At 73.2% G+C, this 24447-nt stretch carries 24 protein-coding genes and 1 tRNA gene; 8 read left to right on the forward strand and 17 right to left on the reverse strand.

Going from position 1 to position 24447, the window contains the following annotated elements; translation table 11 throughout:
• Positions 1-89 precede the first annotated feature (89 nt).
• Genes ACFU0Y_RS05800 through ACFU0Y_RS05810 form a run of 3 tightly spaced genes read right to left on the reverse strand, consistent with a single transcriptional unit; the run spans position 90 to position 1708 of the window.
• On the reverse strand, positions 90-1010 hold the full coding sequence (locus tag ACFU0Y_RS05800; protein WP_380213506.1) for an NUDIX hydrolase: 921 nt from the start codon (positions 1008-1010) through the stop codon (positions 90-92).
• A complete protein-coding gene (locus ACFU0Y_RS05805; protein ID WP_380213507.1) occupies positions 994-1479 on the reverse strand; it encodes a RidA family protein in 486 nt (161 codons plus the stop codon). Before ACFU0Y_RS05805 ends, ACFU0Y_RS05800 begins: the two co-directional genes overlap by 17 nt.
• Positions 1480-1513: 34 nt before the next feature.
• Positions 1514-1708: a hypothetical protein gene (locus tag ACFU0Y_RS05810; protein ID WP_031282517.1), complete on the reverse strand. Its 195-nt coding sequence runs from the start codon at positions 1706-1708 to the stop codon at positions 1514-1516.
• A 91-nt stretch (positions 1709-1799) separates the two neighbouring features.
• Between ACFU0Y_RS05810 and ACFU0Y_RS05815 the strand changes: the two genes are divergently transcribed.
• Both ACFU0Y_RS05815 and ACFU0Y_RS05820 read left to right on the forward strand, forming a co-directional pair.
• On the forward strand, positions 1800-3956 hold the full coding sequence (locus ACFU0Y_RS05815) for a transglycosylase domain-containing protein (RefSeq protein WP_380213508.1): 2157 nt from the start codon (positions 1800-1802) through the stop codon (positions 3954-3956).
• Positions 3957-3970: 14 nt separating this feature from the next.
• The gene (locus tag ACFU0Y_RS05820; protein WP_380213509.1) at positions 3971-4894 is read left to right on the forward strand and encodes a metallophosphoesterase; all 924 of its coding nucleotides are present in this window, start codon (positions 3971-3973) and stop codon (positions 4892-4894) included.
• Between the two features lie 91 nt (positions 4895-4985).
• Here the strand turns inward: ACFU0Y_RS05820 and ACFU0Y_RS05825 are convergent, their stop codons facing one another.
• Both ACFU0Y_RS05825 and ACFU0Y_RS05830 read right to left on the reverse strand, forming a co-directional pair.
• Positions 4986-5564: an RBBP9/YdeN family alpha/beta hydrolase gene (locus tag ACFU0Y_RS05825; protein ID WP_380213510.1), complete on the reverse strand. Its 579-nt coding sequence runs from the start codon at positions 5562-5564 to the stop codon at positions 4986-4988.
• Positions 5561-5719, reverse strand: coding sequence for a hypothetical protein (locus tag ACFU0Y_RS05830; RefSeq protein ID WP_380213511.1), 159 nt, complete (start codon positions 5717-5719; stop codon positions 5561-5563). The genes ACFU0Y_RS05825 and ACFU0Y_RS05830 overlap by 4 nt, the downstream gene beginning before the upstream one ends.
• Positions 5720-5947: 228 nt before the next feature.
• Here ACFU0Y_RS05830 and ACFU0Y_RS05835 point away from each other — a divergent pair, with 228 nt between their 5' ends.
• The 4 genes from ACFU0Y_RS05835 (at position 5948) to ACFU0Y_RS05850 (ending at position 10842) form a co-directional block, all read left to right on the forward strand.
• Positions 5948-8803, forward strand: coding sequence for an FAD-binding and (Fe-S)-binding domain-containing protein (locus ACFU0Y_RS05835; protein WP_380213512.1), 2856 nt, complete (start codon positions 5948-5950; stop codon positions 8801-8803).
• 68 nt (positions 8804-8871) lie between these two features.
• Positions 8872-9363 (forward strand): MarR family winged helix-turn-helix transcriptional regulator, encoded by a 492-nt coding sequence (locus ACFU0Y_RS05840; RefSeq protein ID WP_380213513.1) that lies wholly within the window; start codon positions 8872-8874, stop codon positions 9361-9363.
• Positions 9364-9368: 5 nt separating this feature from the next.
• A complete protein-coding gene (locus ACFU0Y_RS05845; protein WP_380213514.1) occupies positions 9369-9791 on the forward strand; it encodes an organic hydroperoxide resistance protein in 423 nt (140 codons plus the stop codon).
• Positions 9792-9834: 43 nt separating this feature from the next.
• A complete protein-coding gene (locus tag ACFU0Y_RS05850; protein WP_380213516.1) occupies positions 9835-10842 on the forward strand; it encodes an NADP-dependent oxidoreductase in 1008 nt (335 codons plus the stop codon).
• A gap of 9 nt (positions 10843-10851) precedes the next feature.
• Here ACFU0Y_RS05850 and ACFU0Y_RS05855 read toward each other — a convergent pair whose 3' ends face one another.
• The 7 genes from ACFU0Y_RS05855 to ACFU0Y_RS05885 form a co-directional block, all read right to left on the reverse strand.
• The gene (locus ACFU0Y_RS05855) at positions 10852-11550 is read right to left on the reverse strand and encodes a haloacid dehalogenase type II (protein ID WP_380213517.1); all 699 of its coding nucleotides are present in this window, start codon (positions 11548-11550) and stop codon (positions 10852-10854) included.
• Positions 11551-11612: 62 nt separating this feature from the next.
• Positions 11613-12323 (reverse strand): HAD family hydrolase, encoded by a 711-nt coding sequence (locus ACFU0Y_RS05860; protein WP_380213518.1) that lies wholly within the window; start codon positions 12321-12323, stop codon positions 11613-11615.
• A 31-nt stretch (positions 12324-12354) separates the two neighbouring features.
• Complete coding sequence (locus tag ACFU0Y_RS05865) at positions 12355-13803, reverse strand: PQQ-binding-like beta-propeller repeat protein (RefSeq protein ID WP_380213519.1); 1449 nt, start codon at positions 13801-13803, stop codon at positions 12355-12357.
• A gap of 101 nt (positions 13804-13904) precedes the next feature.
• Complete coding sequence (locus ACFU0Y_RS05870) at positions 13905-15335, reverse strand: M28 family peptidase (RefSeq protein WP_380213520.1); 1431 nt, start codon at positions 15333-15335, stop codon at positions 13905-13907.
• A gap of 11 nt (positions 15336-15346) precedes the next feature.
• Positions 15347-15478 (reverse strand): hypothetical protein, encoded by a 132-nt coding sequence (locus tag ACFU0Y_RS05875; protein WP_380213521.1) that lies wholly within the window; start codon positions 15476-15478, stop codon positions 15347-15349.
• Between the two features lie 198 nt (positions 15479-15676).
• Positions 15677-17266, reverse strand: coding sequence for a M20/M25/M40 family metallo-hydrolase (locus tag ACFU0Y_RS05880; protein WP_380213522.1), 1590 nt, complete (start codon positions 17264-17266; stop codon positions 15677-15679).
• A 157-nt stretch (positions 17267-17423) separates the two neighbouring features.
• Positions 17424-18647 (reverse strand): M28 family peptidase, encoded by a 1224-nt coding sequence (locus tag ACFU0Y_RS05885; protein ID WP_380213523.1) that lies wholly within the window; start codon positions 18645-18647, stop codon positions 17424-17426.
• A 220-nt stretch (positions 18648-18867) separates the two neighbouring features.
• Between ACFU0Y_RS05885 and ACFU0Y_RS05890 the strand changes: the two genes are divergently transcribed.
• A tRNA-Pro gene (locus ACFU0Y_RS05890) sits at positions 18868-18944 on the forward strand.
• A gap of 442 nt (positions 18945-19386) precedes the next feature.
• Here ACFU0Y_RS05890 and ACFU0Y_RS05895 read toward each other — a convergent pair.
• Complete coding sequence (locus ACFU0Y_RS05895; protein WP_380213524.1) at positions 19387-19710, reverse strand: helix-turn-helix domain-containing protein; 324 nt, start codon at positions 19708-19710, stop codon at positions 19387-19389.
• Between the two features lie 387 nt (positions 19711-20097).
• Here ACFU0Y_RS05895 and ACFU0Y_RS05900 point away from each other — a divergent pair, with 387 nt between their 5' ends.
• Positions 20098-20331, forward strand: a complete 234-nt coding sequence (locus ACFU0Y_RS05900; RefSeq protein ID WP_380213525.1) for a hypothetical protein — start codon at positions 20098-20100, stop codon at positions 20329-20331.
• A 112-nt stretch (positions 20332-20443) separates the two neighbouring features.
• On the opposite strand, the gene ACFU0Y_RS05905 is transcribed toward ACFU0Y_RS05900, so the two are convergent.
• From ACFU0Y_RS05905 to ACFU0Y_RS05920, 4 genes are all read right to left on the reverse strand, one after another.
• Positions 20444-21184, reverse strand: a complete 741-nt coding sequence (locus tag ACFU0Y_RS05905) for a hypothetical protein (RefSeq protein ID WP_380213526.1) — start codon at positions 21182-21184, stop codon at positions 20444-20446.
• Positions 21184-22620, reverse strand: coding sequence for a hypothetical protein (locus ACFU0Y_RS05910; RefSeq protein WP_380213527.1), 1437 nt, complete (start codon positions 22618-22620; stop codon positions 21184-21186). The genes ACFU0Y_RS05905 and ACFU0Y_RS05910 overlap by 1 nt, the downstream gene beginning before the upstream one ends.
• A 155-nt stretch (positions 22621-22775) precedes the next feature.
• Complete coding sequence (locus ACFU0Y_RS05915; protein ID WP_380213528.1) at positions 22776-23546, reverse strand: class F sortase; 771 nt, start codon at positions 23544-23546, stop codon at positions 22776-22778.
• Between the two features lie 4 nt (positions 23547-23550).
• Positions 23551-24420 (reverse strand): type II secretion system F family protein, encoded by an 870-nt coding sequence (locus ACFU0Y_RS05920; protein ID WP_380213529.1) that lies wholly within the window; start codon positions 24418-24420, stop codon positions 23551-23553.
• Between the last annotated feature and the right edge of the window lie 27 nt (positions 24421-24447).

The following is a 24447-nucleotide window of genomic DNA, read 5'->3' on the forward strand; positions in this document are numbered from 1 at the left end:
CCCACGGGGGGTGACCGGGCCGGCCCGCGCCGCGGGCGTGCACGGTGCGGGCCGGCGCACCGCCCCGGGGATGTCCGGGACGGGACCGCTCAGGCGGGGTCGAGGCGCAGCACGGGCCGGCCCTCGTGCACCTCGAGCACGGGGTTGCGGGCCACCAGGGCCCGCTTCTTGGCCAGGAAGGCGATCGCCGAGGTGCACTCGGCGACCGACTCGAGCACGCACTGGACCCCGGGCGAGGAGAGGTCGTCGATCGTGCGGCCCACGGTGTCCTCCTGGCCCACGAGGTCCCCGAGCCAGCTGCCGGCCGGGTCGGCCACGGCCTGCCCGGCGTCCACCCAGCGGCCCCAGACGCCCTTGGACTCCAGCACGGACGGGACCTGTCCGTCCGGGACCACCGCCGTGACGTAGTGGATGTCGTACCGGCGGTGGGCGAAGTCGGAGGTGATCCAGTGCGCGAGGGGCTTGAGCAGGTCGGAGCGCAGCACGAGGCGGCGCCGGCCCAGCACCTGGGCGAGGGAGACGTCCCCCACGGCCAGCGCCTCCCGGGAGCGCATCCACTCGGCGCCCTCCACGGACTCCACGGTGCTCATCGTGTCCGAGCCCGCCAGCAGCACGCCCGCCTCCTCGAACGCCTTGCGGACCGCGGCGACCACGGTGCGCCGCGCCCGGCCGAGGTCGTCCTCGATCCCGAGCCGGCGGGCCCAGTCGGCGGGACTGGGCCCGGCCCAGTCGAGGGGGTCGTCGTCGTGCGGCTCGAGCATGCCGCCGGGGAACCCGACGGTGCCCAGGGGTGAGCTGCCCGGCCGGTACTTGAGGTAGGTCTCCACGCCGTGCTCGCCGTCCCGCACGAACACCACCGCCGCGGCGGGCGTGGGGGCGCTGCCGGGGATGCCGGCGCCCCGCTCGAGCCAGGCCTGCGCGGCCCCGCGCTGGTTCTCCGGGATCTCGAACCAGCGCACGGCCGGCGCGCGGCCCGGGCGCGGGCCCTGCGGCTCAGCGGAACTCGGCAACGAGCTCCACCTCGACCGGCGCGTCGAGCGGCAGGACGGCGACGCCCACGGCGGAGCGCGCGTGCACCCCGGCGTCGCCGAAGATCCGTCCCAGCAGCTCGGAGGCGCCGTTGATCACGCCGGGCTGCCCGGTGAAGCCCGGGTCGGAGGCCACGAAGCCGACCACCTTGACGATCCGGACCACCCGGTCCAGGTCCCCGACGGCCTCCTTGACCGCGGCCACGGCGTTGAGGGCGGCACGGGCCGCGAGCTCGTGGGCGGTCTCGGGCGAGACGGCGCCCGCCGTCCCGGACGCGGACACCTTGCCCGTGGCGGGCAGGCTGCCGTCCACGAACGGCAGCTGGCCCGAGGTGTGCACCCACGAGCCGGTGATCACGGCGGGCACGTAGGCGGCGACCGGGGCCGCGACGGCCGGGAGCTCGAGGCCGAGCTCGGCGATGCGGGTTTCGACGGCGGAGCCGTTGCTCATGGTAGTCCTCCGGGGTTCTCTCGGGTCCGCCGCGTCAGCCCTTGGGGCGCTTGAAGTAGGCGATGGGGTTGGTCTGGACGGGGGCGTTCACGTTGCCCGCCGGGACGTCGGCGGGGGTGCTGCCGGGCAGCACGGTGACGAGCTCCCACCCGTCGTCGCCCCAGTTGTCGAGGATCTGCTTGGTGGCGTGGATCATGAGCGGCACGGTGGCGTATTCCCAGGTAGTCATGGCCCCAGCGTAGCCACGAACGCCGGGGCGCGCTCCGCCGTGACGGGTCGCACACCGGCCGTGGCCGGGTTCGCACTTGTAGACTGTTCGAATGGCTTCCCGCAAGTACCCTGCCGCGCAGGCACCGTCGGCCCTGGGCAACATCGTGGCGTTCATCGCCACGAGCATCGTTGCCGGCATCGTGGCCGCCGGCCTCCTGGTCCCCCCCGCAGCCGCCACGGGCCTCGCCGCGAACGCCTCCATCGGGTGGTTCAAGGACCTCCCGGCCCAGATGCAGGCGGGGCCGATGTCGCGCGCCTCCACCGTGGTGGCACGGGACGGCACCGAGATCGCCACCTTCTACGCGCAGAACCGCACCCCCGTGCCCCTGGACGAGATCTCCCCGCACATGGAGGCCGCGATCCTCGCGATCGAGGACCGCGACTTCTACGAGCACGGCGGCGTGGACCTCGGCGGCATCATGCGCGCCCTGGGCAACAACATCATCCGCCCGGACGCCCGCCAGGGCGCGTCGACGATCACGCAGCAGTACGTGAACAACCTCATCATCGACTCCCAGGTCCGCGCCGGCGAGGAGGCCACCACCATCGGCGCCGACAAGGGCTACGCGGACAAGATCAAGGAGATCAAGCTCTCCCTGTCCATGGAGCAGGAGCTCAGCAAGGACGAGATCCTCGAGGGCTACCTCAACATGGTGCTCTTCGGCGGGCAGAACTACGGCGTGGAGGCGGCCGCCCAGTACTACTGGGGCATCCCCGCCGCCGACCTGAGCATCTCCCAGTCCGCCGTGCTGGCCGGGATGGTGCAGTCCCCCAACTACTACGACCCCGCCGCGAACCCGGAGGCCGCCACCGAGCGGCGCAACATCGTGCTGGACACGATGCTGGCGACCGGGGCCATCACCGAGGAGGAGCACTCGGCCGCGGCCGCCGAGCCCATCGCGGTGGACCCCAACCCCACGAACTCCGGGTGCACGGCCGCCGAGGTCGCCCCCTACTTCTGCGACTACGTGGAGAACTCCATCCTCCAGGACTCCGCGTTCGGCGAGACCCCCGAGGAGCGGCTCAAGACCCTCCAGCTCGGCGGGCTCACCATCACCACCACGCTCGACGTCGAGGCCCAGCGCGCGGCCGAGGAGTCGGTGAACGAGACCCAGCCGCGGGACGACAACCCGGACAACGTCTCGACCGCGCTCGTGTCCCTCGAGCCGACCAACGGCGACATCGTGGCGATGGCGCAGAACACCTACTACTCCACCGCGGAGGGCTCCTCCAACACCACGTACAACTTCAACGTGGACTCGTGGATGGGCGGGGCCGGCGGCTTCCAGGTCGGCTCGACCTACAAGCCGCTGACGTACGCCGCCTGGATCGACGCGGGCAACGGCGCGGAGGACGAGATCGACGCGACCCGCACCCGCTGGCCGGCCGACCACCGGTGGAAGGCCTCGTGCCTGGAGCGCGGGTACAAGATCGAGCCGGGCAACAACGGCGAGGGCTTCGAGATCCAGAACGCCGAGTCCGGCTACACCCGGAAGATGGAGGCCGACTTCGGCCTGTACAACTCGATCAACACCGCGATCTACGCGATGGCGGAGGACCTCGACCTGTGCGACATCGGGGAGATCTCCGAGTCCCTGGGCATCGTCAACGGCAAGGACGGCGAGCCCGTGGACACCACGGTCCTGGCGTCCCTGCTGGGCGGCTCCGTGGACATCTCCCCGATGACCATGGCCCGCGCCTACTCGGCGTTCGCCAACCGCGGCGAGATGTGCGAGCCGCGCGCCCTCGAGCGCGTCGTGGACTACACGGGCAAGGAGTACGACATCCCCGAGACGTCCTGCGAGCGCGTGATCAGCGAGGACGTGGCCGACGGCGTGAACTTCGCACTCAACCAGACCCTGATCCGCGGCTCGGGCTGGCAGCGGGAGATCGGCCTGCCGGGCGCCTCCGCGGCCAAGACCGGCACCACGGACAACTCCACCCAGACCTGGATGGTGGGCTACACCCGCGGCCTGGCCACGGCGTCCTGGGTCGGCAACTACGAGTTCGGCTCCCGGTCCCTGAACGGGCTGTCCATCGGCGGCGAGCGCACCGAGGGCGACGACTGGGTGGACGGCTCCACCTACGCCGGCGGTCAGTGGCAGCGGTTCATGGAGGAGGTGGCCCGGGACTACGACACGGACGAGTTCGAGGAGCCCTCCGACCGCGTGCTCGAGGGCCGCAACGGCACCTCGCGGCCCGGCTGAGCCCGGCACCCGGCATGGACCTCCTGCACCCCCTCCCGGGCTCCGTCGCGCCCGTCCTGCGGACCGCCGCCGCCGTGACGGCGGCCGGCGCCGGAGCGGCGGCGGGCCTCGGCGCGTGGGGCGTCGTCGTCGAGCGCCGCCGCTTCCAGCTGCGCACGGAACGGCTCCGGCTGCTGCCCGAGGGCAGCCCCCCGCTGCGGATCCTGCACCTGTCGGACCTGCACGTGTGGCCCGGCCAGCGCGCGGTGCGTGAGTTCGTGCACTCCCTCGCCGCACTGGAACCGGACCTCGTGGTGGACACCGGGGACAACCTCTCCCACCCCGGGGCGCTGCCGTGGCTGCTGGAGATCCTGGACCCGCTGTTCCGCTTCCCCGGGGCCTACGTCCCGGGCTCCAACTGCTACTTCGCGCCGCGGCCCAAGAACCCGTTCCGCTACCTGTGGCGGGACACCTCCGGGGAGGGCCGGGACGAGGTGCCCCTGCTGCCCACCCAGGACATGCACGACGCGTTCGACGCCGCGGGCTGGACGCCGCTGATCAACCGGGCCGCCCGGATGGAGGTCGCGGGCCTGACCCTGGACCTGTCCGGGGTGGACGACCCGCACCTGGGCTACGACCGGCACCCCGGCTTCGGGGACCCGGCCACGGCGGACCTGCGCCTCGGGGTGGCCCACGCCCCCTACCTGCGGACCCTGGACCGCTTCGCGGCGGACGGCGCGCAGCTGGTGCTGGCCGGGCACACGCACGGCGGGCAGGTCTGCCTGCCCGGCGGGCGGGCGCTGGTCAGCAACTGCGACCTCGAGCCCGAGCGCTGCAAGGGACTCATCACCCAGGGCGGGGTCCCGGTCAACGTCACGGCGGGTCTGGGCACGTCGCGCTTCGCCCCCATCCGGCTGTTCTGCCCGCCGGAGGCCGTGCTGCTGACGCTCACGGACTGAGCGCCCTCCCTGCGGCCACGGCCGCTCCGGTCCGTCGGGACCGGTCCTGTCGGACCGGCCCCGTGCGCCCGGTCCCGTGCGCCCGGCTCCGTCAGCCGCCGCGCGGCAGCAGGGCCTCGAGCACGGCCGGGAGGCGGGTGACGCCCTCGGAGCCGCAGAAGTGCCCGGCCCCCGGCACCACCTGCAGCTCGGCGTCCAGCCGCCGGGCGAGGTCCTCGGTGGCGGCCGCCGGCACGGTGGGGTCGTCGTCCGAGCGCAGCACCAGCCGGCGCCGGGCGCCGGCGCGCACCGCGGAGACGTCCACGTCCTCGGCGAGGAACCCGTCCAGCAGCGGCACGGCCTCGAGCCGTCCCGTGAAGCCGGCCACGAGCACCAGCCCGCCCAGCTCCCAGGGCCGGGGCAGGCCGGCGAGGTGGCGCAGGAGGGTGACGCAGCCCAGGCTGTGGCCCACCAGGTGGGTGTGCCGGTCCGGCGTGCCCACCGCCCGCGCCACGGCGTCCTGCCACGCCCCGGCCTCGGGGAAGGACGGCTCCGGCAGCTCCAGCACGGCCGTGCGCACGCCGGCGGCGGTGAGCTGCTCGCGCAGCCACGGGAACCAGTGCTGGTCCGGGGCGGCGTCGTAGCCGTGCACCACCACCACCCGGCGGACCTCCGGCTCCGGGGCGCTCACCCGGAGATCTCGGGGACCGCCACGATGATCCGGTGGTTGGTCCGGTCGCACAGGTACATCTCGACCGTGCCCTCCGGCACGGGACCGCCCTCGGGCCACTGGTCCTCGGTGATCTGGCGCAGGGGTCCGCCGCAGGACGGGCAGATGGGGTCCATGGTGCTCTCCTCCAGGGGTCGGCTCGCGGGCCGCCGGGCCCGTGGCCCGAGCTTCCCCCAAAACGGCGCGGCCCACAATCCCCCGGACGCCCCGATGCCCCGGATGCGCAGACCTGGGGCGGGCCGGCGGCGCGGACGGACCGTCGGCACGGCACGGCGCCTGTGGTCGCACCATAGGATTGTGGCGTGGACCACGCCGGACGCCCCGACTCCCCGTCAGGAGACCCCATGACCGCCCCCAGCGCGCACCGCCCCACCGCCCCCGCACCCGAGGCGCTGCTCGAGGAGCTCCGGAGCGGGTGCGGCCGCGACGCGGTGGTGACCTCGGAGCTCGAGCACCGCGCGATCGCCCACGATGCCTCCCACTACCTGCTGCAGCCGGCGGCCGTGGTGCGCCCGCGCTCGGCCGCGGACATGGGCCACCTCTTCCGCGCGGTCGCCCGCCACGGCCTGGGCCTGACCTTCCGCGCCGGCGGGACGTCGCTGTCCGGGCAGTCCGTGACGGACCAGGTGCTGGTGGACGTCCGGCGGAACTTCCGGGGCATCGAGGTGCTGGACGGCGGCCGGCGGGTCCGCGTGCAGCCGGGGGCCACGGTGCGGCAGGTCAACGCCCGGCTGACCCCGTACGGGCACAAGCTGGGGCCGGACCCGGCGAGCGAGGCCGCGTGCACGATCGGCGGCGTGGTGGCCAACAACTCCTCGGGCATGGCCTGCGGGACCGAGGCCAACACCTATCGGACGCTGGAGTCCATGGTGGTCGTCCTGCCCTCCGGGACCCGGGTGGACACCGCGGACCCGGACGCCGACCGGCGGCTGCGGGAGCTCGAGCCCGCCCTGCACGAGGGCCTGCTGCGGCTGCGGGACCGGGTGCGCGGCAACCCGGCGTCGGTGCGCACCATCCAGCGGCAGTTCTCGATGAAGAACACCATGGGCTACGGCCTCAACTCGTTCCTGGACCACGACGAGCCGGTGCGGATCCTCGAGCACCTGCTGATCGGCAGCGAGGGCACCCTCGGCTTCGTCGCCGAGGCGGTGTTCCGGACGGTGCCGATCCTGCCGTTCGCGTCCACGGGGCTGCTGGTGTTCCCGGACCTGGCCGCGGCCACCCGCACGGTCCCGGCGCTGGTGGCGGCCCGCTCCGCCACCGTCGAGCTGCTGGACGCCACGTCCCTGAAGGTCTCCCAGCGCACGGGCCTGGCCCCGGCCCAGATCCTGGAGATCGACGTCCGCGACCACGCGGCGCTGCTCGTCGAGTACCAGGGCCGCACCCGCGAGGAGGAGCGGGAGCTCTCCGCGGGAGCCGCCGGTCTGTTCCGGACCCTGGACCTGGCGGCCCCGCCGGCCCTGACCGACGACCCCGCGGCCCGCGCCGCGCTGTGGACCGTGCGCAAGGGCCTCTACACCACCGTGGCGGGGGCCCGGCCGAGCGGGTCCAACGCGCTGCTCGAGGACGTCGTCGTCCCCGTCGCGGAGCTCGGCGAGACGTGCGAGCAGCTCACGGCGCTCTTCGACGCCCACGGCTACCGGGACTCCGTGATCTTCGGGCACGCCAAGGACGGCAACGTGCACTTCATGCTCAACGAGCAGTTCGACCGCCCGGACCTGCTGGCCCGCTACGAGCGCTTCACCGAGGACATGGTGGCCCTGGTCCTCGACCACCACGGCTCGCTCAAGGCCGAGCACGGCACGGGCCGCAACATGGCCCCGTTCGTGCGCCGGCAGTACGGGGACGAGCTCTACGACGTCATGGTGGCGCTCAAGCGGCTCGTCGACCCGGGCGCGCTGCTGAACCCGGGCGTGCTGCTCAACGAGGACCCCACCGTCTACGTGCGGGACCTCAAGACCGCGCCCACGGTGGAGCAGGAGGTGGACCGGTGCGTGGAGTGCGGCTACTGCGAGCCGGTCTGCCCCTCGAAGGACCTCACCCTCACGCCGCGCCAGCGCATCGTGGGCCGCCGGGAGATCGCCGCGGCCGAGGAGCGCGGGGACGCGGAGCTCGCCGCCCGGCTGCGGGCCGAGTACGACTACGAGGGCCTGCAGACGTGCGCCGTGGACGGGATGTGCGTGACGGCCTGCCCCGTGCTGATCAACACCGGGGACCTCGTGCGCCGGCTGCGCGCCGAGCAGCACAGCCGCGTCGAGGACGCCGGCTGGGGCGCCGCCGCCAGGGTGTGGGGGGCGACGACGACGGGGGCCGGGCTCGGCCTGACCGTCGCGAAGGCCCTGCCCACCGCGCTGCCGGCCGCGGCGACCGCCGCCGCCCGGGCCGTGCTGGGCGCCGAGCACGTCCCCCAGTACAAGGACGCGCTGCCCGCGGGCGGTCCGGCCCGGCCGCGCCGGCAGGACCCGGCCGCGGAGGCCGTGTTCTTCCCGGCGTGCATCAACGCGATGTTCGGCACGGCCGCGCGCCCCGGGGGCGGGACGGCCCTGACGGCCTCCGAGGCGTTCCTGGCGCTGTGCGACCGCGCCGGGGTGCACGTCACCGTGCCGGAGGGCATCGGCGGCCTGTGCTGCGGGACGCCGTGGAAGTCCAAGGGCCTGCCCACCGGGTACGCCACGATGTCGGAGCGCACGCTGGCGGCGCTGTGGGAGGCGACCCGCCAGGGCGAGCTGCCGGTCGTCTGCGACGCCGCGTCCTGCACCGAGGGCCTGGAGACCATGTCCGAGCTCGCGGCGGCGTCCAGCGAGTACCACGCGCTGCGGTTCGTGGACGCGGTGGAGTTCACGGCGGACCGGGTGCTGGAGCGGCTGGCCGTCACCCGCCCGGTGGGGTCCATGGCCCTGCACCCCACCTGCTCGAGCGTGCACCTGGGCATCGCCGGCGCCCTCGAGACGCTGGCCCGGGCGATCAGCGACGACGTGGTCGTGCCGAAGGACTGGGGCTGCTGCGCCTACGCCGGGGACCGCGGCATGCTGCACCCCGAGTTCACGGCCTCCGCCACCGCGGCCGAGGCCCGCGAGGTCGCCGAGCGCCGCTTCGACGCCTACGCGTCCCTGAACCGCACGTGCGAGCAGGGCCTGACGGAGGCCACCGGGCACCCGTACCGTCACGTCCTCGAGCACCTGGAGGAGGCGACCCGCTGACCCGCTCCCCCACCTGAGTTGCGCTCAACTGAGTTGTGCGCAACCGGGATGTGTGCGAGCATCGGGGCATGGACGCAGATCTCCGGCTCGACGCGCAGCTGTGCTTCGCGCTCTACGCCGCCTCGCGGGCCACGACCGCGGCCTACCGCGAGCCGCTGGCCGAGCTCGGCCTGACCTATCCGCAGTACCTCGCGCTGCTCGCGCTGTGGGAGGAGGACGGGCCCACCGTCTCGGCGCTCGGCACCCGCCTGCGCCTGGACAGCGGCACACTCTCCCCGCTGCTCAAGCGGATGGAGACCGGCGGCCTGCTCGAGCGCCGCCGCGGGCACGACGACGAGCGGCGGGTCACCGTCCACCTCACGCCTTCCGGCGACCGGCTGCGCGAGCGCGCCCCGGCCGTGCAGCAGCGCGTGCTGGAGGCCTCGGGCCTGACCGCCGCCGAGATGGAGACGCTGCGGGCGCTGGCCCGCAGGATCGGCGCCCCCGCCGACGGGGACGCCACGAGCGGCGCCGGCGCGGACACCGCCGGACCGACCACCACCACCGACACCCAGGAGTGACCAGCATGGACACCGTCTACACCGCCGAGGCCCTCGCCACCGGGGCCGGCCGCGACGGCCGCACCCGCACCACCGACGGCCGGATCGACCTCGGCCTGGCCGTCCCGCAGGAGATGGGCGGCTCCGGCGACGGCGCCAACCCCGAGCAGCTCTTCGCCGCAGGCTACGCCGCGTGCTTCCACTCCGCGCTGCAGATGGTGGCGCGGCAGGAGAAGGTCAAGCTCGGGGACTCCAGCGTCGGGGCCCGCGTGGGCATCGGCGGCAACGGCCAGGGCGGCTTCGGCCTCGAGGTCGACCTCGAGGTCGTGCTCCCGGACCTGGACCAGGAGACCGCGCAGGCCCTGGCGGACAAGGCCCACCAGGTGTGCCCGTACTCGAACGCCACCCGCGGCAACGTCGACGTCCGCGTGACCGTCGCCGACGACTGATCCCCGCCTCCGCCCCCCCTTCCCTCGACCCCCAGGAGAACCGATGACTTCCCCCACCAGCACCCGCCAGGTCGTGCTCGCCTCCCGCCCCGACGGCATCCCGGCCCCCGAGAACTTCCGGCTCGAGGAGACCGCGCTGCCCGCGCCCGGCCCCGGCCAGGTCGTGGTCGCCAACCGCTGGATGTCCGTGGACCCGTACATGCGCGGCCGGATGAACGACGTGAAGTCCTACGTCCCGCCGTTCCAGGTGGACCGCCCGCTCGACGGCGGCGCCGTGGGCGAGGTCGTCGCCTCCGCCGCGCCCGGGCTGCCCGTGGGCGCCACGGTGCTGCACGGGGCCGGGTGGCGGGAGCACGCTCTCGTCGAGGCCGCCTCCGCCACCGTGGTGGACCCCGCCCTCGCCCCGGAGTCGGCCTACCTGGGGGTGCTCGGCATGCCCGGGCTCACCGCGTACGCCGGCCTCATGGCGGCCGCACGGTTCCGGCCCGGGGACACGGTGTTCGTCTCCGGCGCCGCCGGGGCCGTGGGCTCGCTCGTCGGCCAGATCGCGAAGCTCAGCGGCGCCGCGCGCGTGGTCGGCAGCGCCGGCTCCCCCGAGAAGGTCGCCCGCCTGCTGGAGCTCGGCTTCGACGCCGCCTTCGACTACCACGACGGCCCGGTGCTCCCCCAGCTGCGGCGCGCGGCGCCCGAGGGCATCGACGTGTACTTCGACAACGTGGGCGGCGAGCACCTGGAGGCCGCGATCTCCGCGCTGAACACCCACGGCCGCGTGTGCCTGTGCGGGGCGATCTCGCAGTACAACGCGACCGAGCCCCCGGCGGCGCCCCGGAACCTGGCGCTGGCGATCGGCAAGATGCTGAGCCTGCAGGGCTTCCTGGTGAGCGGTCACCAGGACCTGGGCCCGGAGTTCCGCGAGAAGATGGCCGGCTGGCTGGCCGCGGGCGAGATCCAGTGGGACGAGACCGTGCGCGAGGGGCTCGACGACGCCCCGCAGGCGTTCATCGACCTGCTCGCCGGGGCCAACACCGGGAAGATGGTCGTCCGGCTCTGAGCCGGCCCCTCAGACCGTGAGCCCCGCGCCGCCGGCGCTCAGCCGCGCGGCGAGCTCCCGCACCCCGGACACCCTGAGGTCCGGGGTGCGCGCGTACCGTGGCCAGGGCGCGCCGTGCCGGTCGATCCAGGCGGTGCGCATCCCCGCCCGGGCCGCGCCGTGCAGGTCCCACGGGTGCACCGCGATCATCAGCATCTGCTCCAGCGGCACGCCCCACGCCCCGCTCGCCCAGGTGTAGGCCTCGGACGCCGGCTTCCAGCAGGGGGCCTCCTCGACGGAGCGGACGTGCTCGAAGTGCTGCCGCACGCCCCCGCGCTCGAGCAGCCCCTCGGCGGTGGCCGCGGAGCCGTTGGTGAGGGCCGTGAGCCGGAACCCCGCCTCTGCCATGGCGCGCACCCCGTCCGGGACGTCCGCGTGGACGGGCAGCGCCTGCACGGCCTCCAGCACGTGGGACACGGCGTCCTCCACGTCCCCGGTGGGCGGATGCGCGGCGAACAGCATGCGCGCGACCTCCTGCCCCAGCACGGCGAACGGCTGGGCCTCCCCGTGCACGGCCAGGGCGAAGCCCTCCCGCAGCACGGAGGCGAACCAGGTGGCGGCCACCTCCCCCGGCACGCCCAGCTCCTCGAAGGCGCCGTGCAGCGGGCGCAGGTCCGAGAGGGTCTCGTTCACGTCGAACACGAGGACGGGTCGGTCGTCGCTGGTCATTCCGGGGCCTTCCGTTCGCGGTGGTGCACAGCGTAGTCCGCCCTGGCCCCGGAGGGGAGCGCTCAGCCCGCCGGGACGAGCCGGCCCAGGGGGCTGTTCTCGAAGTCGTCCAGCAGGGCCTGCGGGTCCGCGTACACGGACACGGCCCCGGCCTCGCGCAGCTCCCCCTCGCTGATCCCGCCGCTCATCAGGCACACGGCGTCGAGGCCCAGCTTCCACGCGGACTCGACGTCCCAGCGGGCGTCCCCCACCACGATCGCGTCCTCGGGGCGCAGGTTCCCGGCCTCCAGGGCGGCGGCGAAGATGTCCGGCGCGGGCTTGCTCTGCTCGGCGTCCGTGGCGGTCGTGACCGCCGTCAGCAGGTCGTCGGAGCCGAGGGCCTCGCGCATGGCGGCCACCTCGGTGACGTTCGACGACGACGCCAGCACCACCACGAGCCCCGCGTCGGTGCAGCGGCGCAGCAGCTCCGCGGCACCGCGGGTGGGCCTGAGCCCCGGCCAGTGCACGGAGAACAGGGCCCCGTGGGCGGCGCCGATGGCGTCGTCCCCGTCCCGGTCCCGGTCGGCGGGCAGCAGCGCGTCGATCAGCTGCTCCGAGCCCATGCCGATGAGCCGGTGGATGCGGTGCATGGGCACGTCGTGGCCGGCCTGGTTGAAGGCGTGCCACCAGGCCACGGTGTGCAGGTAGCTCGAGTCGATGAGGGTGCCGTCGACGTCGAACAGGACGCCGCGCCGGTTCGGCGCGGAGGAGTCGGGGGTGCGGGGAGCAGTCATGACCTCACCCTCCCACCCGCGGGCCGGACGATCAACGCGCGGCGGAGCGCCGGCGGCGCACGAGCAGGACCGCGAGCGCACCGAGCAGGCCGACGGCGACCACGGCGGCGACCGCCGGGCCGAGCGTCCCTCCGCCCAGCGGGCCGGTGCCGGACGCACCGCCGGCCGCGGCCTCCTCGCCGTCGGCACCCTCGGCACCGGGATCCCCCGCACCGGCGGCCGGGTCCTCGCCGGCGTCCCCGGTCAGCTCGTCGAGGGCCAGGGTGTGGACCGTGCCGTCCTGGCCGGGCGCCAGCACCACGCCGTCGACGACGATCGGGCCGGCCGGCGCCAGCGGCTCCTCGGAGAGCTGCCGGCTGCCCGCGAGCGCCCCGGTGCCGGCCTCGAGCGCGCCGATCTCCCCCTGGGTGGTCGTGTACACCACGTGCCCGTCGGCCACCACGGGCGCGGCCTTGACGGGACCGGAGCTGTGGGTCCACCGCTCCTCGCCCGTGCGGAGGTCCAGGGCGTACACCGTCCCGGTGGTGGGGCTGCCCACGTACACCGTGCCGTCGGCGATCGTCGGGGCGCCGGACTTGTTGTTGGGCACGAACGGGCCCTCGCCGAGCCGGTGCTCCCAGAGCACCTCGCCGGTCTCCGCGTCGAGGGCGTGCGCCCAGTGCTCGAGCTGTTCCGCGGGCACGATGTCCCGGTGGGAGGTGGTGACCACGATGCCCTCGGAGACGGCCGGCGGGACGTCGTCGAGGCCCGACCCCGCCTCCGGGAACTCGGTGGTCCAGGCCGTCTCCCGGGCGTCCATGTCGTAGCCGACCACCTTCGGGCCGCCGTCGAAAGCCCCGGTGTAGAGCATGCCGTCGGCGGCGGCCGGGGCGGACATGCTCATCACCGCCCCGACGTCCACCCGCTCGAGGCCCTCCCCCGTGGCGGCGTCGATCACGTGCAGGTGCCGGTCCCCGGTCGCGGCGTGGATCCGGCCGTCGTGCAGCACGGGGGTGGGCATGACGTGGCCGTCCACGGCGTACTGCCACTGCTGCTCGCCGGTCTCCGCGTCCAGCGCCAGCACGCCGCCGGGGCCGTCCCCGCGCAGTCCGTCCCCGCGCTCCTGGCCGCGGTCCCCGTAGCCGACGTAGACGGTGCCCTCGGAGACCAGCATCTCGGAGTGGATCCAGTTCGGGGCCTGGGCCTGCCAGAGCTGCTCGCCGGTGCCGAGGTCGAAGGCGTGCAGCGTGCCGCTGCCGTGGGTGCCCACGTACAGCCGGTCCCCCACCACCACGGGCGAGGCGCGGACCTCGTCCGGCAGCTCGAAGCCGCCCTCGGCGGGGACCACCGAGCCGTCGGTCTCGATCACGGGGTTCTTCTCCGGGGTGAGCCGGTACTGCGTCCACTCCTCCGGGGACTCCACGGGCGCCGCCGCGGCGGGGCCCGCGCCCGCCAGGAGGACGACGGTCAGGGCAGCACAGGTGGTCCGGAGGGAAGTCATGCCTCCAGTCTGGAACACCCACCCGTCCGGGCGACAGCTGAGTTGCGGAGGAAAATCGCTGGTCGGACGGACATTGGCCTCGTCCGCTCAGCGGGCCGGCCTCACTTGTCGGCCTTCTCGTGGGCCGCGTTGCTCGGGCCGTGGCCCTGGTCGACGGCGGCGGGGGGCACGGGCGCCATCACGCCGCGCAGCCGCCGGCCCTCCTCCTCGAGGTCCAGGCGGGAGTCCGCGAAGCGCCGCACCACGGCCGCGGCCGCGTCGGTCATCTCGTCCAGCGCCCGGACGTCGATGTTGCTGAGGTCGTCGCACGCCGCGTGGTAGCAGAAGTCGTAGCCCACGCCGGCCCGGCCGCCGAACAGCGCGGCCTGCTCCACGGTCTTGATCCCCTCGGCGCCGGTGAACAGGCCGCCGGCGGCGATGCCCTCGGCGATGAACGGCCCGTAGTCGCTGCGGCCGCTGAACTCGGTCTCGCCCGAGGCCAGGCCCACGGAGCCGAAGTGCTCGTGGAAGGCCGCCTCGATCGCGGCCGAGCCCGCCGGGGCGGGCACCGAGCCGTCCTCGGGGCCGAAGGCCGAGGCGTCGCCGTCGTAGACGAAGCGCCCGTGGTTCGGGGAGGCGATCATGTCGAAGTTCAGGTACAGCGCGATGTTCCCGAGTGCCGCGGAGTCGTTGGCCCTGAGGTCCTCGACGTAGTGGCGGGATCCGAGCAGACCGAGCTCCTCCGCGCCCCACCAGGCGAAGCGCACGGCGTTGGCGGTCGGCGTGCCCGCGAGCGCCTCGGCGACGGCCAGGATCCCCGCGGAGCCGGAGGCGTTGTCGTTGATGCCGGGGCCCTCCGGGACGCTGTCCAGGTGGGCGCCGACCACGACCGTGCGCCCGGGGTCGCCCGAGCCCGTCTCGGCGAGGACGTTGAACGTCTCCCGGCTCTCGGAGACGGTCTGCGTGCTGACCGTCACCTCGCCCCCGCCGAGCAGGGCCCGGCCGGCGGCGTAGCTCAGACCGACCACCGGGACGGTCACCGCTCCGGGCTCGCCGAGGGTGCCGGCGACCACGTCCTCCGCCCCGGGCAGGCCCGTGTTGAAGATCAGCACCGCGGACGCCCCCGCGGCCTGGGCGTTGGCGGCCTTCACCCCGAAGGCGCACGTGCCCCGCTGGAGCAGCGCGATGTTCCCCGGCACGAAGTCGGCGAAGTCCGCGGCCTCGCACCCGCTGGTGCTCGCGGCCGGCTCACCGGTCGTTCCCACGGCCTGCACCGTGGCGGTCACGGTGCCGGAGCCGGAGTAGGTCATGACCGCGACGTCCGCTGCGGGGAGCGGCCGGCCGCCCACGCTGACGGTGGCCGGGCCCACCGCCTGGAAGAAGGGGAAGGAGAACTTCTGGACCTGCGGGGCGTAGCCGGCGGCTCGGAGCCTGCCGACCACGTAGTCGACGCTGCCGCGGTAGCCCGGCGTGCCCGAGGCGCGGTTGCCGTCGTTGGCGTTGGCGATGGCCTGGAAGACCTCGAGGTGCTCGAGCACTTTCTGGGGAGGCACGTCCGCCGCGTTCACAGCGACCGCTCCGGTGCGGTCGGGGTCGCAGCGGCGGGCACGTCGTCGGCACCCTCCGTGCCGGTGCTCAACTGCACGGTGGCCGCCGCGGCGACCGCCCTTCGGTGCTGACGGGTGCGGTGGCGCATGGGATCTCCCGGGGCAGGGGCCGACCTGGGGCTCGACCAGGACAGCGGTGTCATCGAGCTGATGGAGCGATGTGCACAGAGTCCCAGCTCCCGGGCGTCGGCACAATGCCCGTGCGCTTTGTGGCAGGACGAACGGCCCCGCCCCCGGCGCGATGTGACGGGGACGGGGACGGGGCCGTTGCCTGTGCCTCGGGACCGTCAGGCGGCCGCCTTGTCGTGGCCGTGGCCGTGGCCGCGGCCGTGCTCGGAGTGCGGGCCGTGGCCGCGGTCGTCGCCCTTCGGGTGGCCGACCGCGCCCTTGCCCTTCTGTCGGTAGGGCTTACCCTCGCCGTTGACGTCGTGGGTCGACATCGCGTAGCGCAGGACCACCGCCGCGGCGGCGTCGGACATCTCCTCCATGCCCTGGAGGTTCACGTTCGAGATGTCGTCGCAGGCCGAGTGGTAGCAGGAGTCGTAGGCGACACCGGCCTGGCCGCCGTACAGGGCGGCCTGCTCCTCGGTCTTCACGCCCTCGGCGCCCGTGAACAGACCGCCGGAGGGGATGTCGGCCTCGATGAACGGCCCGTAGTCGCTGCGGCCGCTGAACTCGGTGTCGCCGGAGGCCAGCCCCACCGAGGCGAAGTGCTCGTGGAACGCCGCCTCGATCGCGGCGGAGCCCTCGGGCACGTTGGTGTCGCCGGGGTCGAAGGTGGAGGCGTCGCCGTCGTAGACGAAGCGCCCGTAGTTCGGGGAGCCGATCATGTCGAAGTTCAGGTACATCGCGATGTCCTCGAACGCCTCGGGATCGTTCTCCCGCAGGTCGCTCACGTAGTGCTCGGCGCCCAAGAGGCCGAGCTCCTCCGCGCCCCACCAGGCGAAGCGCACGGTGTTCTCGGTCTTCGTCTTGGCCATGGCCTCCGCGATGGCGAGGATGCCCGCCGAGCCGGTGCCGTTGTCGCTGATGCCCGCGCCCTCGAGCACGCCGTCCAGATGCGCGCCGACCATCACCGTGTTCTCGGGGTCGCCCGTGCCGGTCTCGGCCAGGACGTTGTAGGTGGTGCGGGTGGCGGAGACGGTGTCCGTGGCGACCGTGACCTCCGTGGCGTCCAGCAGGTCCACGCCGGCCCGGTAGCTGAGGCCGACCGTCGGCAGCGAGGTGGCCTCCGGGGAGCCGAGGGTGCCGGCGACGGTCCCCTCGGCGCCGTCCAGGCCCGTGTTGAAGATCAGCACGGCGGACGCGCCGGCGGCCTCCGCGTTGGCGGCCTTGACCCCGAAGGCGCACGTGCCGCGCTGCAGGAGGGCCACGCTGCCCACCCGGAAGCCGGCGAAGTCGCTCGCCTCGCAGCCGCTGGTGCTGCCCACCCGGGCGCCGGTGGTGTCCACGGCCTGCACCGGGCCGCTGACGGTGCCCGTGCCGGAGTAGGTCATCACCGCGACGTCCTCGGCGGGGAGCTGCGTGCCGTCGGCGGTGACCGTGGCGGGGGTGCGCTCCTGGAAGAACGGGAAGTCGAACGCCTGGACCTCCGGGCTGTAGCCGGCGGCGCGCAGCGTGCCGACCACGTAGTCGACGCTGGCCTGGTAGCCGGAGGTGCCCGAGGCGCGGTTGCCGTCGTTGGCCTCCGCGATCGACTGGAAGGCGTTCAGGTGGGCCGCGAGCTTCTCCTGCGAGACGGCCTGGGTGATCTTGTGGGTGGTGTTGTTGTTGCTGCTGTCGCGGGTGGGGGCCGCGACGGCACTGGTCGCCGTGAGGGTCAGGGCGCCGGCCAGGGCGGCCGCGGTGATCCAGTGGCTGGGCTTGCGGACGGGCATGGAACCTCCAGGTGAGCGGCGGCCGGGAGGTAGCCCGGCCGTGACGCGGTTCACAGTCATCGACGGATGACTCGGATTTGCACATGCTCACAAATGAGTTACTGACCAGTCAATAACTTTTGTCCACTAATGGGCCCACAACAACGGCGGGCCGGGCTCACCGGCGCCCGCGGGTTGGGCGTCGCAGGGCGACGGTCGCCACGACGGCCGCTGCGGCCATCACGCTCACGGCGGCGACACCGACGACGATCGGCGCAGGATCCTCGAGCACTCCGCGGCGTGACCACCCGTCCGGGGGACGGAGTGGCGCCCTGTCGTCGATCGTGGACGACGCGAAGCCCAGGACGACCGCGGCCGTGGCGTCGCTCATCTCCTCCAGGACCCGGAGGTCGACGTTGTCCAGGTCGTCGCACGCGGAGTGGTAGCAGGGGTCGTAGTCCGTGCCGGCCTCGCCGCCGTACCGGTCCGCCTGCTGCCGCGTCTTCTCACCCGTGTCGCCCGTGAAGAGCCCGCCCACGGGGATCCCGGCCTCGGCGAACACGAGGTGGTCACTGCCGTCGTCGAGCGGCACCTCGTCGGCGGCGATCGCCACGGACTCGAAATAGGCCTCGAACGCCGCCTCGATGGCCTCCGATCCGGCCGGGGCCTCGACGGAGTCGTCGTGCCGGCCGCCCCCGGAGGTGTCGCCGTCGTAGACGAAGCGCCCGTAGTTCGGGGAGCCGATCATGTCGAGGTTCAGGTACAGCGCGATGTCCTCGAACGCCCCGGGGTCGTTGGCCCGCAGGTCGGAGACGTAGTGGTCGGCGCCGTCGAGGTTGACCTCCTCCGCACCCCACCAGGCGAAGCGCACCCTGTTCCGCGTGTCGGCGCCGGCCAGGGCCTCGGCGACGGCGAGGACGCCCGCGGCGCCGGAGCCGTTGTCGTTGAGACCGGGGCTCTCCGGCACGCTGTCCAGGTGCGCACCGACCAGCACGGTGCTGGCCGGGTTTCCCGTGGCCGTGTCCGCCAGGACGTTGTACGTGACAAGAGGCCCAGTGTCCCTGTCCTCGTCGTCGTCGTGCTCTCCGTCGTACGGGACCGTGAAGACCTGCACCCGAGGGTCGTAGCCGGCGGCCCGCAGCCGCTCGACGACGTGGTCGACGCTCGCCCGGTAGTCGGCGGTGCCGGCGGCGCGGTTGCCGCCATGGGCGTCCGCGGCGTCCTGGAAGGCGCGCAGGTGGCCCTCCAGCTGCTCGGCGGTGACGGCCCGGACCATCTCCTCCGTCGCGGCGACACCGTCCGGCCCTGCCGGGAGCGCCGCGGCGGGGCCACCAACTGTGAGCGAGAGGACCACCACCGGCACGGCCCAGGCGAGCCCCCTGCCGGACGCTCGTCGGCGCACGACGCCTCCCAGGAACTCCGGACCGCCCCTCTTCGCTGAGCTGACGGCTCAGCGGACCGACGGCGATGTTCACCCAGGCAAGCACGGGCCTGACGTCCGGTCAAAGGTCCGGAGAAGAACTACCGTCCGTTTCGACACGGCGCGCAAGGCCCGATTTCCCACCCGCGCGGCCGGATGGCTATGATGGAGCAGTTGTTTCCGGCCGAGGTCGGATGCTTCGCGGGATGTGGCGCAGCTTGGTAGCGCGCGTCGTTCGGGACGACGAGGTCGCAGGTTCAAATCCTGTCATCCCGACCATCTGATGTCCCAGGACATCGGCAAGGCCCGAACCCACGGATGTGGGTTCGGGCCTTTTGTCATGCCTGGGGCTGGTAGTCGCGGGTGGGGTCGATGGTGAGTTCGCGCAACAGCTCGCCGGTGGTGGCGTTGACCACGCGCACCTGGTGGTCCTGGATGAGCAGGATGACGTGGGTTCCGGCGTGGGTTCGGCCGATGCCGATGTGGCGCGGAAGGTGGTGACCACGATCGGGGTGGTGATCGCCCGGTGGGCGGAGAGGTGCAGGGCGTAGCGGGTGCAGTCGTCGAACCAGGTGATGATCTCCACCTCCTGGCCGCCGGTCAGCCGGTAGTGCGTCAAGTCCGACTGCCAGGTCTCGTTGGGCAGGGTGGCTTGGAAGCGGTGCAGGGAGGTCTCGGGGCGTTTCTTCGGTTCCGGGGTGATCAGCCCGGGGCGGGTGAGTCAGCGGCTGATCGTGGCACGGGAGACCTGGTGGCCGTGGTGGTGGTGCAGGTGCCAGGCGAAAGTGTCCGGGGCGGCGTCGTGGCCGGCGGCGGCCAGTCGGGTGCGCAGTTCGACGATGAGATCCACCACGGCGGGGTCCACGGCGTCGGGATGGGTGTGCGGTCTTCGGGAGCGGGGTTGGAACGCGTCGGTGCCCTCGGCGCGGTAGCGGGCCATGAGGCGCCTGACCCAGGCCTCGGTCAGACCGTAGCGGCGGGCGGCCTCGGTCTGGGAGAGGCCTTCGGTGGTGATGGCGGTGATGACCAGTTCTGCTCTCGACACGGGAGAGCATCCACCCCGGAGGCACCCTGCCGCGGATGTGCGACCTCATGTTGCCGATGTCCTTAGACGTGCCTCGCCGATGTCCTGAACCAGCACACTGTCATCCCGACCATGTGATGTCTCAGGACATCGTAAAGGCCCCGGACCAGTCAGTCTGTGGCCTTTCGCATGCTCCCACGCCCCGTCGAGAGGCGCTGTCCCCGCAAGAAGCGACGCCCACTGCGGACCCATTTGCAAATGCATGGATTAGGCTCGAATCCGTCAGGGCGTGCGCGCCCGGCGACGTGGACCGGCTGATCCTCCGTTCCCCCGCCGGCCCCGCTGTCCTCTCGTCGAGGGCGTCATGGGGGCGCTCCGGCACGTTCATTCGCTCCGGGGGGAGTTCTCATGAATCTCGACATCGCCCATGTCCTCGACGACGCCGGCACCGGCGTGCTGGGCGCCGTCCTGCAGCTGTTCACGGACTGGTCGCTGTGGCTGGGCATCGGCCTGATCGTGGCCGCGGTCATCAGCTCGGCCATGACCAAGAAGGTGCCGTGGACCCGCGAGGCCTCGGTGTGGCTGTACTCCATGGCCGCCACGGCGTGCTTCGCCGTGCACTGGGCGGCCGTGCCCGTCTGAGACGGCGTGACGCCTCCGGCGAAGAAGACCACCGGGTGCGCCCGCACGTGCGCTCAGAGCATCGCACATGACCGGCACCGCCTGGCGGCCGACGGGTGCCCGGACTGCGGCTCTATTTCCGGGCCGAGGAGAAGATCAGCTTCTCGTCCCCGCCCACGAGGTCCCGCTCCGCGAGGGACCACTGGTCCTGCATCAGCTGCTCGACGAGTTCGTCGGTCAGCCGCTGGTCGCCGCCCTGCTGGGCCAGCTCCTCCTCGAGTGCCTGGCGCAGGAGGTCCGGGGAGAACGGTCCGTCCTGTCCCGCGAACTGCGGTGCGGAGAGATCGTCCAGCACGCACAGCCCTTCGCAGGTGACCACGAGCGTGAGACCGACCTCGATCGTGGTCGAGGTGGTCGTCGTGGTGCTGGTCGACGTCCGCTCCGTCGCCTGGACGGGCGTTCCTCCGCCGACCGGTCCGGCGGCAGCGGCAGGTGCCTGCCCGAGGGCGAATGACGACCCGGCGGCGGGTGCCTGCCCGGGGATGCTCGTGCCCTCCGTGCCGCCGGCCGGGGCGGCAACCGAGGCGGCGACCTCGGCCGTCCCTCCGGCTGGGGCGGCAGGGCCTGCAGAGGCCCCTGCCGTCGGTGCGGGAGAGGACGTGGGCGCCGCTGGGGACGTCGGCTGCGGCGCCGGACTGGTGGTCGGCGTCGCCGTGCTGAGCGGAGGCAGGGGTTCGTAGGTGTGCGTTCCCCTGGCCTCGGCGGCGGCACCGCCGCAGCCGGTGAGGGCGGCGAGCGCGAGGGACGCGACGACGACGGTGCGGGTGGTGCGGATCATCGAGATCTCCCGGAGAACTGGGACGGAGGTGAACATCAGGCGGACCGGTCCTGATCGGCGGCCGGGCGGCGGCGCAGCAGCCAGGCGCCGAGTCCCGCGCCGGAGGCCACGATGGCGAGGACCACCGACGTCATGGCAGCGCGCCCACCGGCAGCGGGGGCCGCGCCCATGCCGGTGTTCGCCAGGGCCGGATCGGCGTACATGGCGTCACCGGCCGTCATGGTGATCTCCGTGACCACCTCGGTGGAGGTGGTGGTCTGCTCGTCGAACAGGACGAAGGCCTCGAGGGTCGCCGTGAGATTCTGCTCGGCGGCGGCGTCGGGCGCGATCTCGACGACAGGGGCACCGCGGCCCCGTACTGCCGCCCCGGCAGCCGGTCCGGCTGCGCCGCTGTCCGAGTCCGTCCCGGGCGCGGGACCGTCGTGCTCGTCGTGCTCGTCGTGGTCAGTGTCACGGCCGGCAGGGGCACCCGAACCACTCGGCCTGTCGATGGTTCCGGCGTCGTCGGGGATCGGGGCCTCCCCGTCGGGGGCCTGGTCCGCTGTGGCCGGGGCGTCGATCGTGAAAGCGGCGCTCGCCCCCCACTCGACGGTGCGCTCCTGCCCCGCGATGAGCAGGTCCCGGTACTGCTCGTTCGCCAGGACGGTCAGCTCGGTCGACGGCATGGTGGCCGTCAGCTCGGCGGTGAACTCGCCCTCGGTGACCCCGGCGGGCACGGCGAGCTTCAAATACTGTTCGCGGTCCCCGCCGGTGACGGTCCGCGTCGTCGTCCCGTCGGCGAAGGTGAGGGGCCCGGACAGCGTCACGGTGGTGGCGCGGTAGGCCTCCGGCATCGTGACGCGCAGTGAGTCCGGCCGGCCGTCCGGCGCGGACGACACGGAGACCGGGTAGCCGTCCTGCGGAACGAGAGCCGGGACGTTGTGGCGCGCGTCCTGGATGAGGAACTCGGCCCGATCCAGGTGCGACTGCTCGATACCGGCCGGCTGCGGCAGCGCCGCGGTCGACAGGCAGCGCACGGCCCACTGCACCGCCAGCGCCTCGTCCGGATCGTCGGTGGGACCGAAGACCGAGAGGATGTAGCCGGCCAGGGCGGCGTTTCCCGGCTCCCAGTAGACCGGGCGGTCACCGACCTTCTCGCCCACCACGCTCTCCCACCCGGTCTCGGGATCGTCGACGGGCTCGGCCACCGTGTAGGCCTCGTCGTCGAGGACGAGCTCCGTGACCGGGGCCAGTGGCTGGTCCTCGTGGATGCCGTAGGCGGTGTCGGTGTTGGTCAGCGTCACCGGGGTGAAGAACGACTCCGCGCCGGTGCCCGGGCTGCCTTCCGGAACCTCCACGAGGTACTCCACGATCCCCACGGGCACAGCCACGGCCGGCGTCGCGCCGACCAGCGCACCGGTCACCGCCGTGGTCCCGGCCAGGGCGGCCAGCGCGAGGACCCGCGCGCGGCGAGCGGGAGGGAGAGAGGACATGGGAGCTCCTGGGGGGATCGTGGGGGGATCGGCAGGCCGGTGGGCGGCCGACCGATCTTTACTAATGTAATTGCATGGACGGGATGCTGTCCGTGCAAGTCGCTGTGCGACCTCCGGTGTGCGCACAAGAGGGGACGGGTGGTCCGGAGACATCGTCACGGCACGGGAGCGGCCTCGGGATCGAGGGCCAGGTCGACGACGAGGTTGTTCGTGTACGACCACGACGGCGAACCGTCCGGCTGGACGTAGTCGCCCGAACACGTGACCAGGGACAGCCCCGGCTCACCGGTCAGCTCGAAGATGTCCCGCGGCGGGGCGTCCCGTGGCGTCGGCTCCCGCACCGTGGTCACGGTGTAGGAGAACACTCCCCCGGTCCCGTCGGAGACCCAGAGCTTCTGCCCCGGTTGCGCCGTGTAGAGGGTGGCCAGGGCCGGCGCCTCGTAGGGATAGTCGACGTGGCCGGCCAGCACGGCGTTGCCCTGCTCTCCTCCGATCGGCGCGGAGGCCGAGTACCATCCGATGGCCGCGCGGTCCTCGCGGGTGGGCACCGCCATGTTCCCGGCCTCGTCCGTTCCGACCGGCTCGAGCTCCGCGTCGATGCCCATCGACGGGGAGCAGACCCGGGACCGGGCGGACAGGTCCCCGCAGGTCTCCGGGCCCCGCACGGAGCGGTGAGCTCCCGGATCGCCGGCGGACCGGGCGTCGTCCGCCGCGAGCGACGCGGCGTGCACCGGCCCGGGGGCACGCACCGAGACGGGGTCACGGTGCTGGACGTCTCCGCCGAAACCGGCCGCCGCGCTGCCGGTCAGCCAGGGCAGGACCAGGAAGCCGACGGCGGACAGCGAGATGGCAGCGAGGACGATGGTCAGCACTGTGCGTCCGGTGCCGACCGTCCGTGGGGACGTCGCGGAGTTCTCGGTCGGCATCGGACTACATCTTCAGGACGTTGAGGACGGTGGGTCCGAGCACGGTGAGGAACAGCACCGGGAGGATGAACAGCATCAGCGGAATGAGGATCTTCGTGGGGATCTTCTGCGCCGACTCCTCGGCCCGCTGCCGTCGCTTCACGCGCATCTCGTTGGCCTGGGTGCGCAGCACCGTGGAGATGGAGATGCCGTACGCGTCTGCCTGGATCACCGCGCGGGTGAAGGCGCGCAGGTCCGGCACGTCGGTGCGCTGCTCCAGCGCCAGGTAGGCGTCACGACGAGGAATGCCCACGCGCATCTCCTGCAGGGTGCGCATCAGCTCCTCGGCGAGCGGGCCCTTGCCGTTCTGCCCGGCGCGGGCCATGGCCGATTCGAAGCCCAGACCGGCCTCCACCGCGATCATCATCTGGTCCAGGGTGTCGGCGAGCTCCAGACCAATTGCCTTCTGCCGCTCGGTGCCGCGGGAGTGCAGCAGCAGCTCCGGGACGAAGTAGGCGACCGGCACGATGACCGCGACCATCAGCACGATCATGCCGTTGTCCCCGGCCAGCAGGAGGAGGAGCAGACCGAGGAGCACCGCACCGGCCACGGCATACACCTTGTAGACCATGAGTCGGGCCACCGGCCAGTCCGCGGGGCGTCCGGCCTTGGCGTGCAGGCGCTCGAGCCGGTCCCGCCCGTTCTCCGTGGTGAATCGGCGGGCCCAGCCGAAGTCCGGTGCGTCGCGGATCGTCTCGGACTCGGTCGCGCCGAAACCGATGCCGAGGTTCTGGCGCACCAGCCGGTCGCCGCCCCAGCGCACGCCGACGGCGAGCCAGATGGCCATCGTGGCCGCACCGGCGAGGAGGAGGAGACCGAGGAACAGCGGTGTCATGAGAGGTCCTTCGAGGAACGGGGTGGA

The sequence above is a fragment of the Kocuria sp. NPDC057446 genome (assembly GCF_042802875.1).
GTDB lineage: Bacteria > Actinomycetota > Actinomycetes > Actinomycetales > Micrococcaceae > Kocuria.

Coding starts and splice junctions, on each gene's coding strand:
- ACFU0Y_RS05900 (WP_380213525.1), top strand. CDS start 20,098: ATGAATCTCGACATCGCCCATGTCCTCGACGACGCCGGCACCGGCGTG.
- ACFU0Y_RS05850 (WP_380213516.1), top strand. CDS start 9,835: ATGACTTCCCCCACCAGCACCCGCCAGGTCGTGCTCGCCTCCCGCCCC.
- ACFU0Y_RS05820 (WP_380213509.1), top strand. CDS start 3,971: ATGGACCTCCTGCACCCCCTCCCGGGCTCCGTCGCGCCCGTCCTGCGG.
- ACFU0Y_RS05910 (WP_380213527.1), bottom strand. CDS start 22,620: ATGTCCTCTCTCCCTCCCGCTCGCCGCGCGCGGGTCCTCGCGCTGGCC.
- ACFU0Y_RS05860 (WP_380213518.1), bottom strand. CDS start 12,323: ATGACTGCTCCCCGCACCCCCGACTCCTCCGCGCCGAACCGGCGCGGC.
- ACFU0Y_RS05875 (WP_380213521.1), bottom strand. CDS start 15,478: ATGCGCCACCGCACCCGTCAGCACCGAAGGGCGGTCGCCGCGGCGGCC.
- ACFU0Y_RS05905 (WP_380213526.1), bottom strand. CDS start 21,184: ATGTTCACCTCCGTCCCAGTTCTCCGGGAGATCTCGATGATCCGCACC.
- ACFU0Y_RS05845 (WP_380213514.1), top strand. CDS start 9,369: ATGGACACCGTCTACACCGCCGAGGCCCTCGCCACCGGGGCCGGCCGC.
- ACFU0Y_RS05830 (WP_380213511.1), bottom strand. CDS start 5,719: ATGGACCCCATCTGCCCGTCCTGCGGCGGACCCCTGCGCCAGATCACC.
- ACFU0Y_RS05835 (WP_380213512.1), top strand. CDS start 5,948: ATGACCGCCCCCAGCGCGCACCGCCCCACCGCCCCCGCACCCGAGGCG.
- ACFU0Y_RS05915 (WP_380213528.1), bottom strand. CDS start 23,546: ATGCCGACCGAGAACTCCGCGACGTCCCCACGGACGGTCGGCACCGGA.
- ACFU0Y_RS05840 (WP_380213513.1), top strand. CDS start 8,872: ATGGACGCAGATCTCCGGCTCGACGCGCAGCTGTGCTTCGCGCTCTAC.
- ACFU0Y_RS05880 (WP_380213522.1), bottom strand. CDS start 17,266: ATGCCCGTCCGCAAGCCCAGCCACTGGATCACCGCGGCCGCCCTGGCC.
- ACFU0Y_RS05865 (WP_380213519.1), bottom strand. CDS start 13,803: ATGACTTCCCTCCGGACCACCTGTGCTGCCCTGACCGTCGTCCTCCTG.
- ACFU0Y_RS05920 (WP_380213529.1), bottom strand. CDS start 24,420: ATGACACCGCTGTTCCTCGGTCTCCTCCTCCTCGCCGGTGCGGCCACG.
- ACFU0Y_RS05855 (WP_380213517.1), bottom strand. CDS start 11,550: ATGACCAGCGACGACCGACCCGTCCTCGTGTTCGACGTGAACGAGACC.
- ACFU0Y_RS05805 (WP_380213507.1), bottom strand. CDS start 1,479: ATGAGCAACGGCTCCGCCGTCGAAACCCGCATCGCCGAGCTCGGCCTC.
- ACFU0Y_RS05810 (WP_031282517.1), bottom strand. CDS start 1,708: ATGACTACCTGGGAATACGCCACCGTGCCGCTCATGATCCACGCCACC.
- ACFU0Y_RS05815 (WP_380213508.1), top strand. CDS start 1,800: ATGGCTTCCCGCAAGTACCCTGCCGCGCAGGCACCGTCGGCCCTGGGC.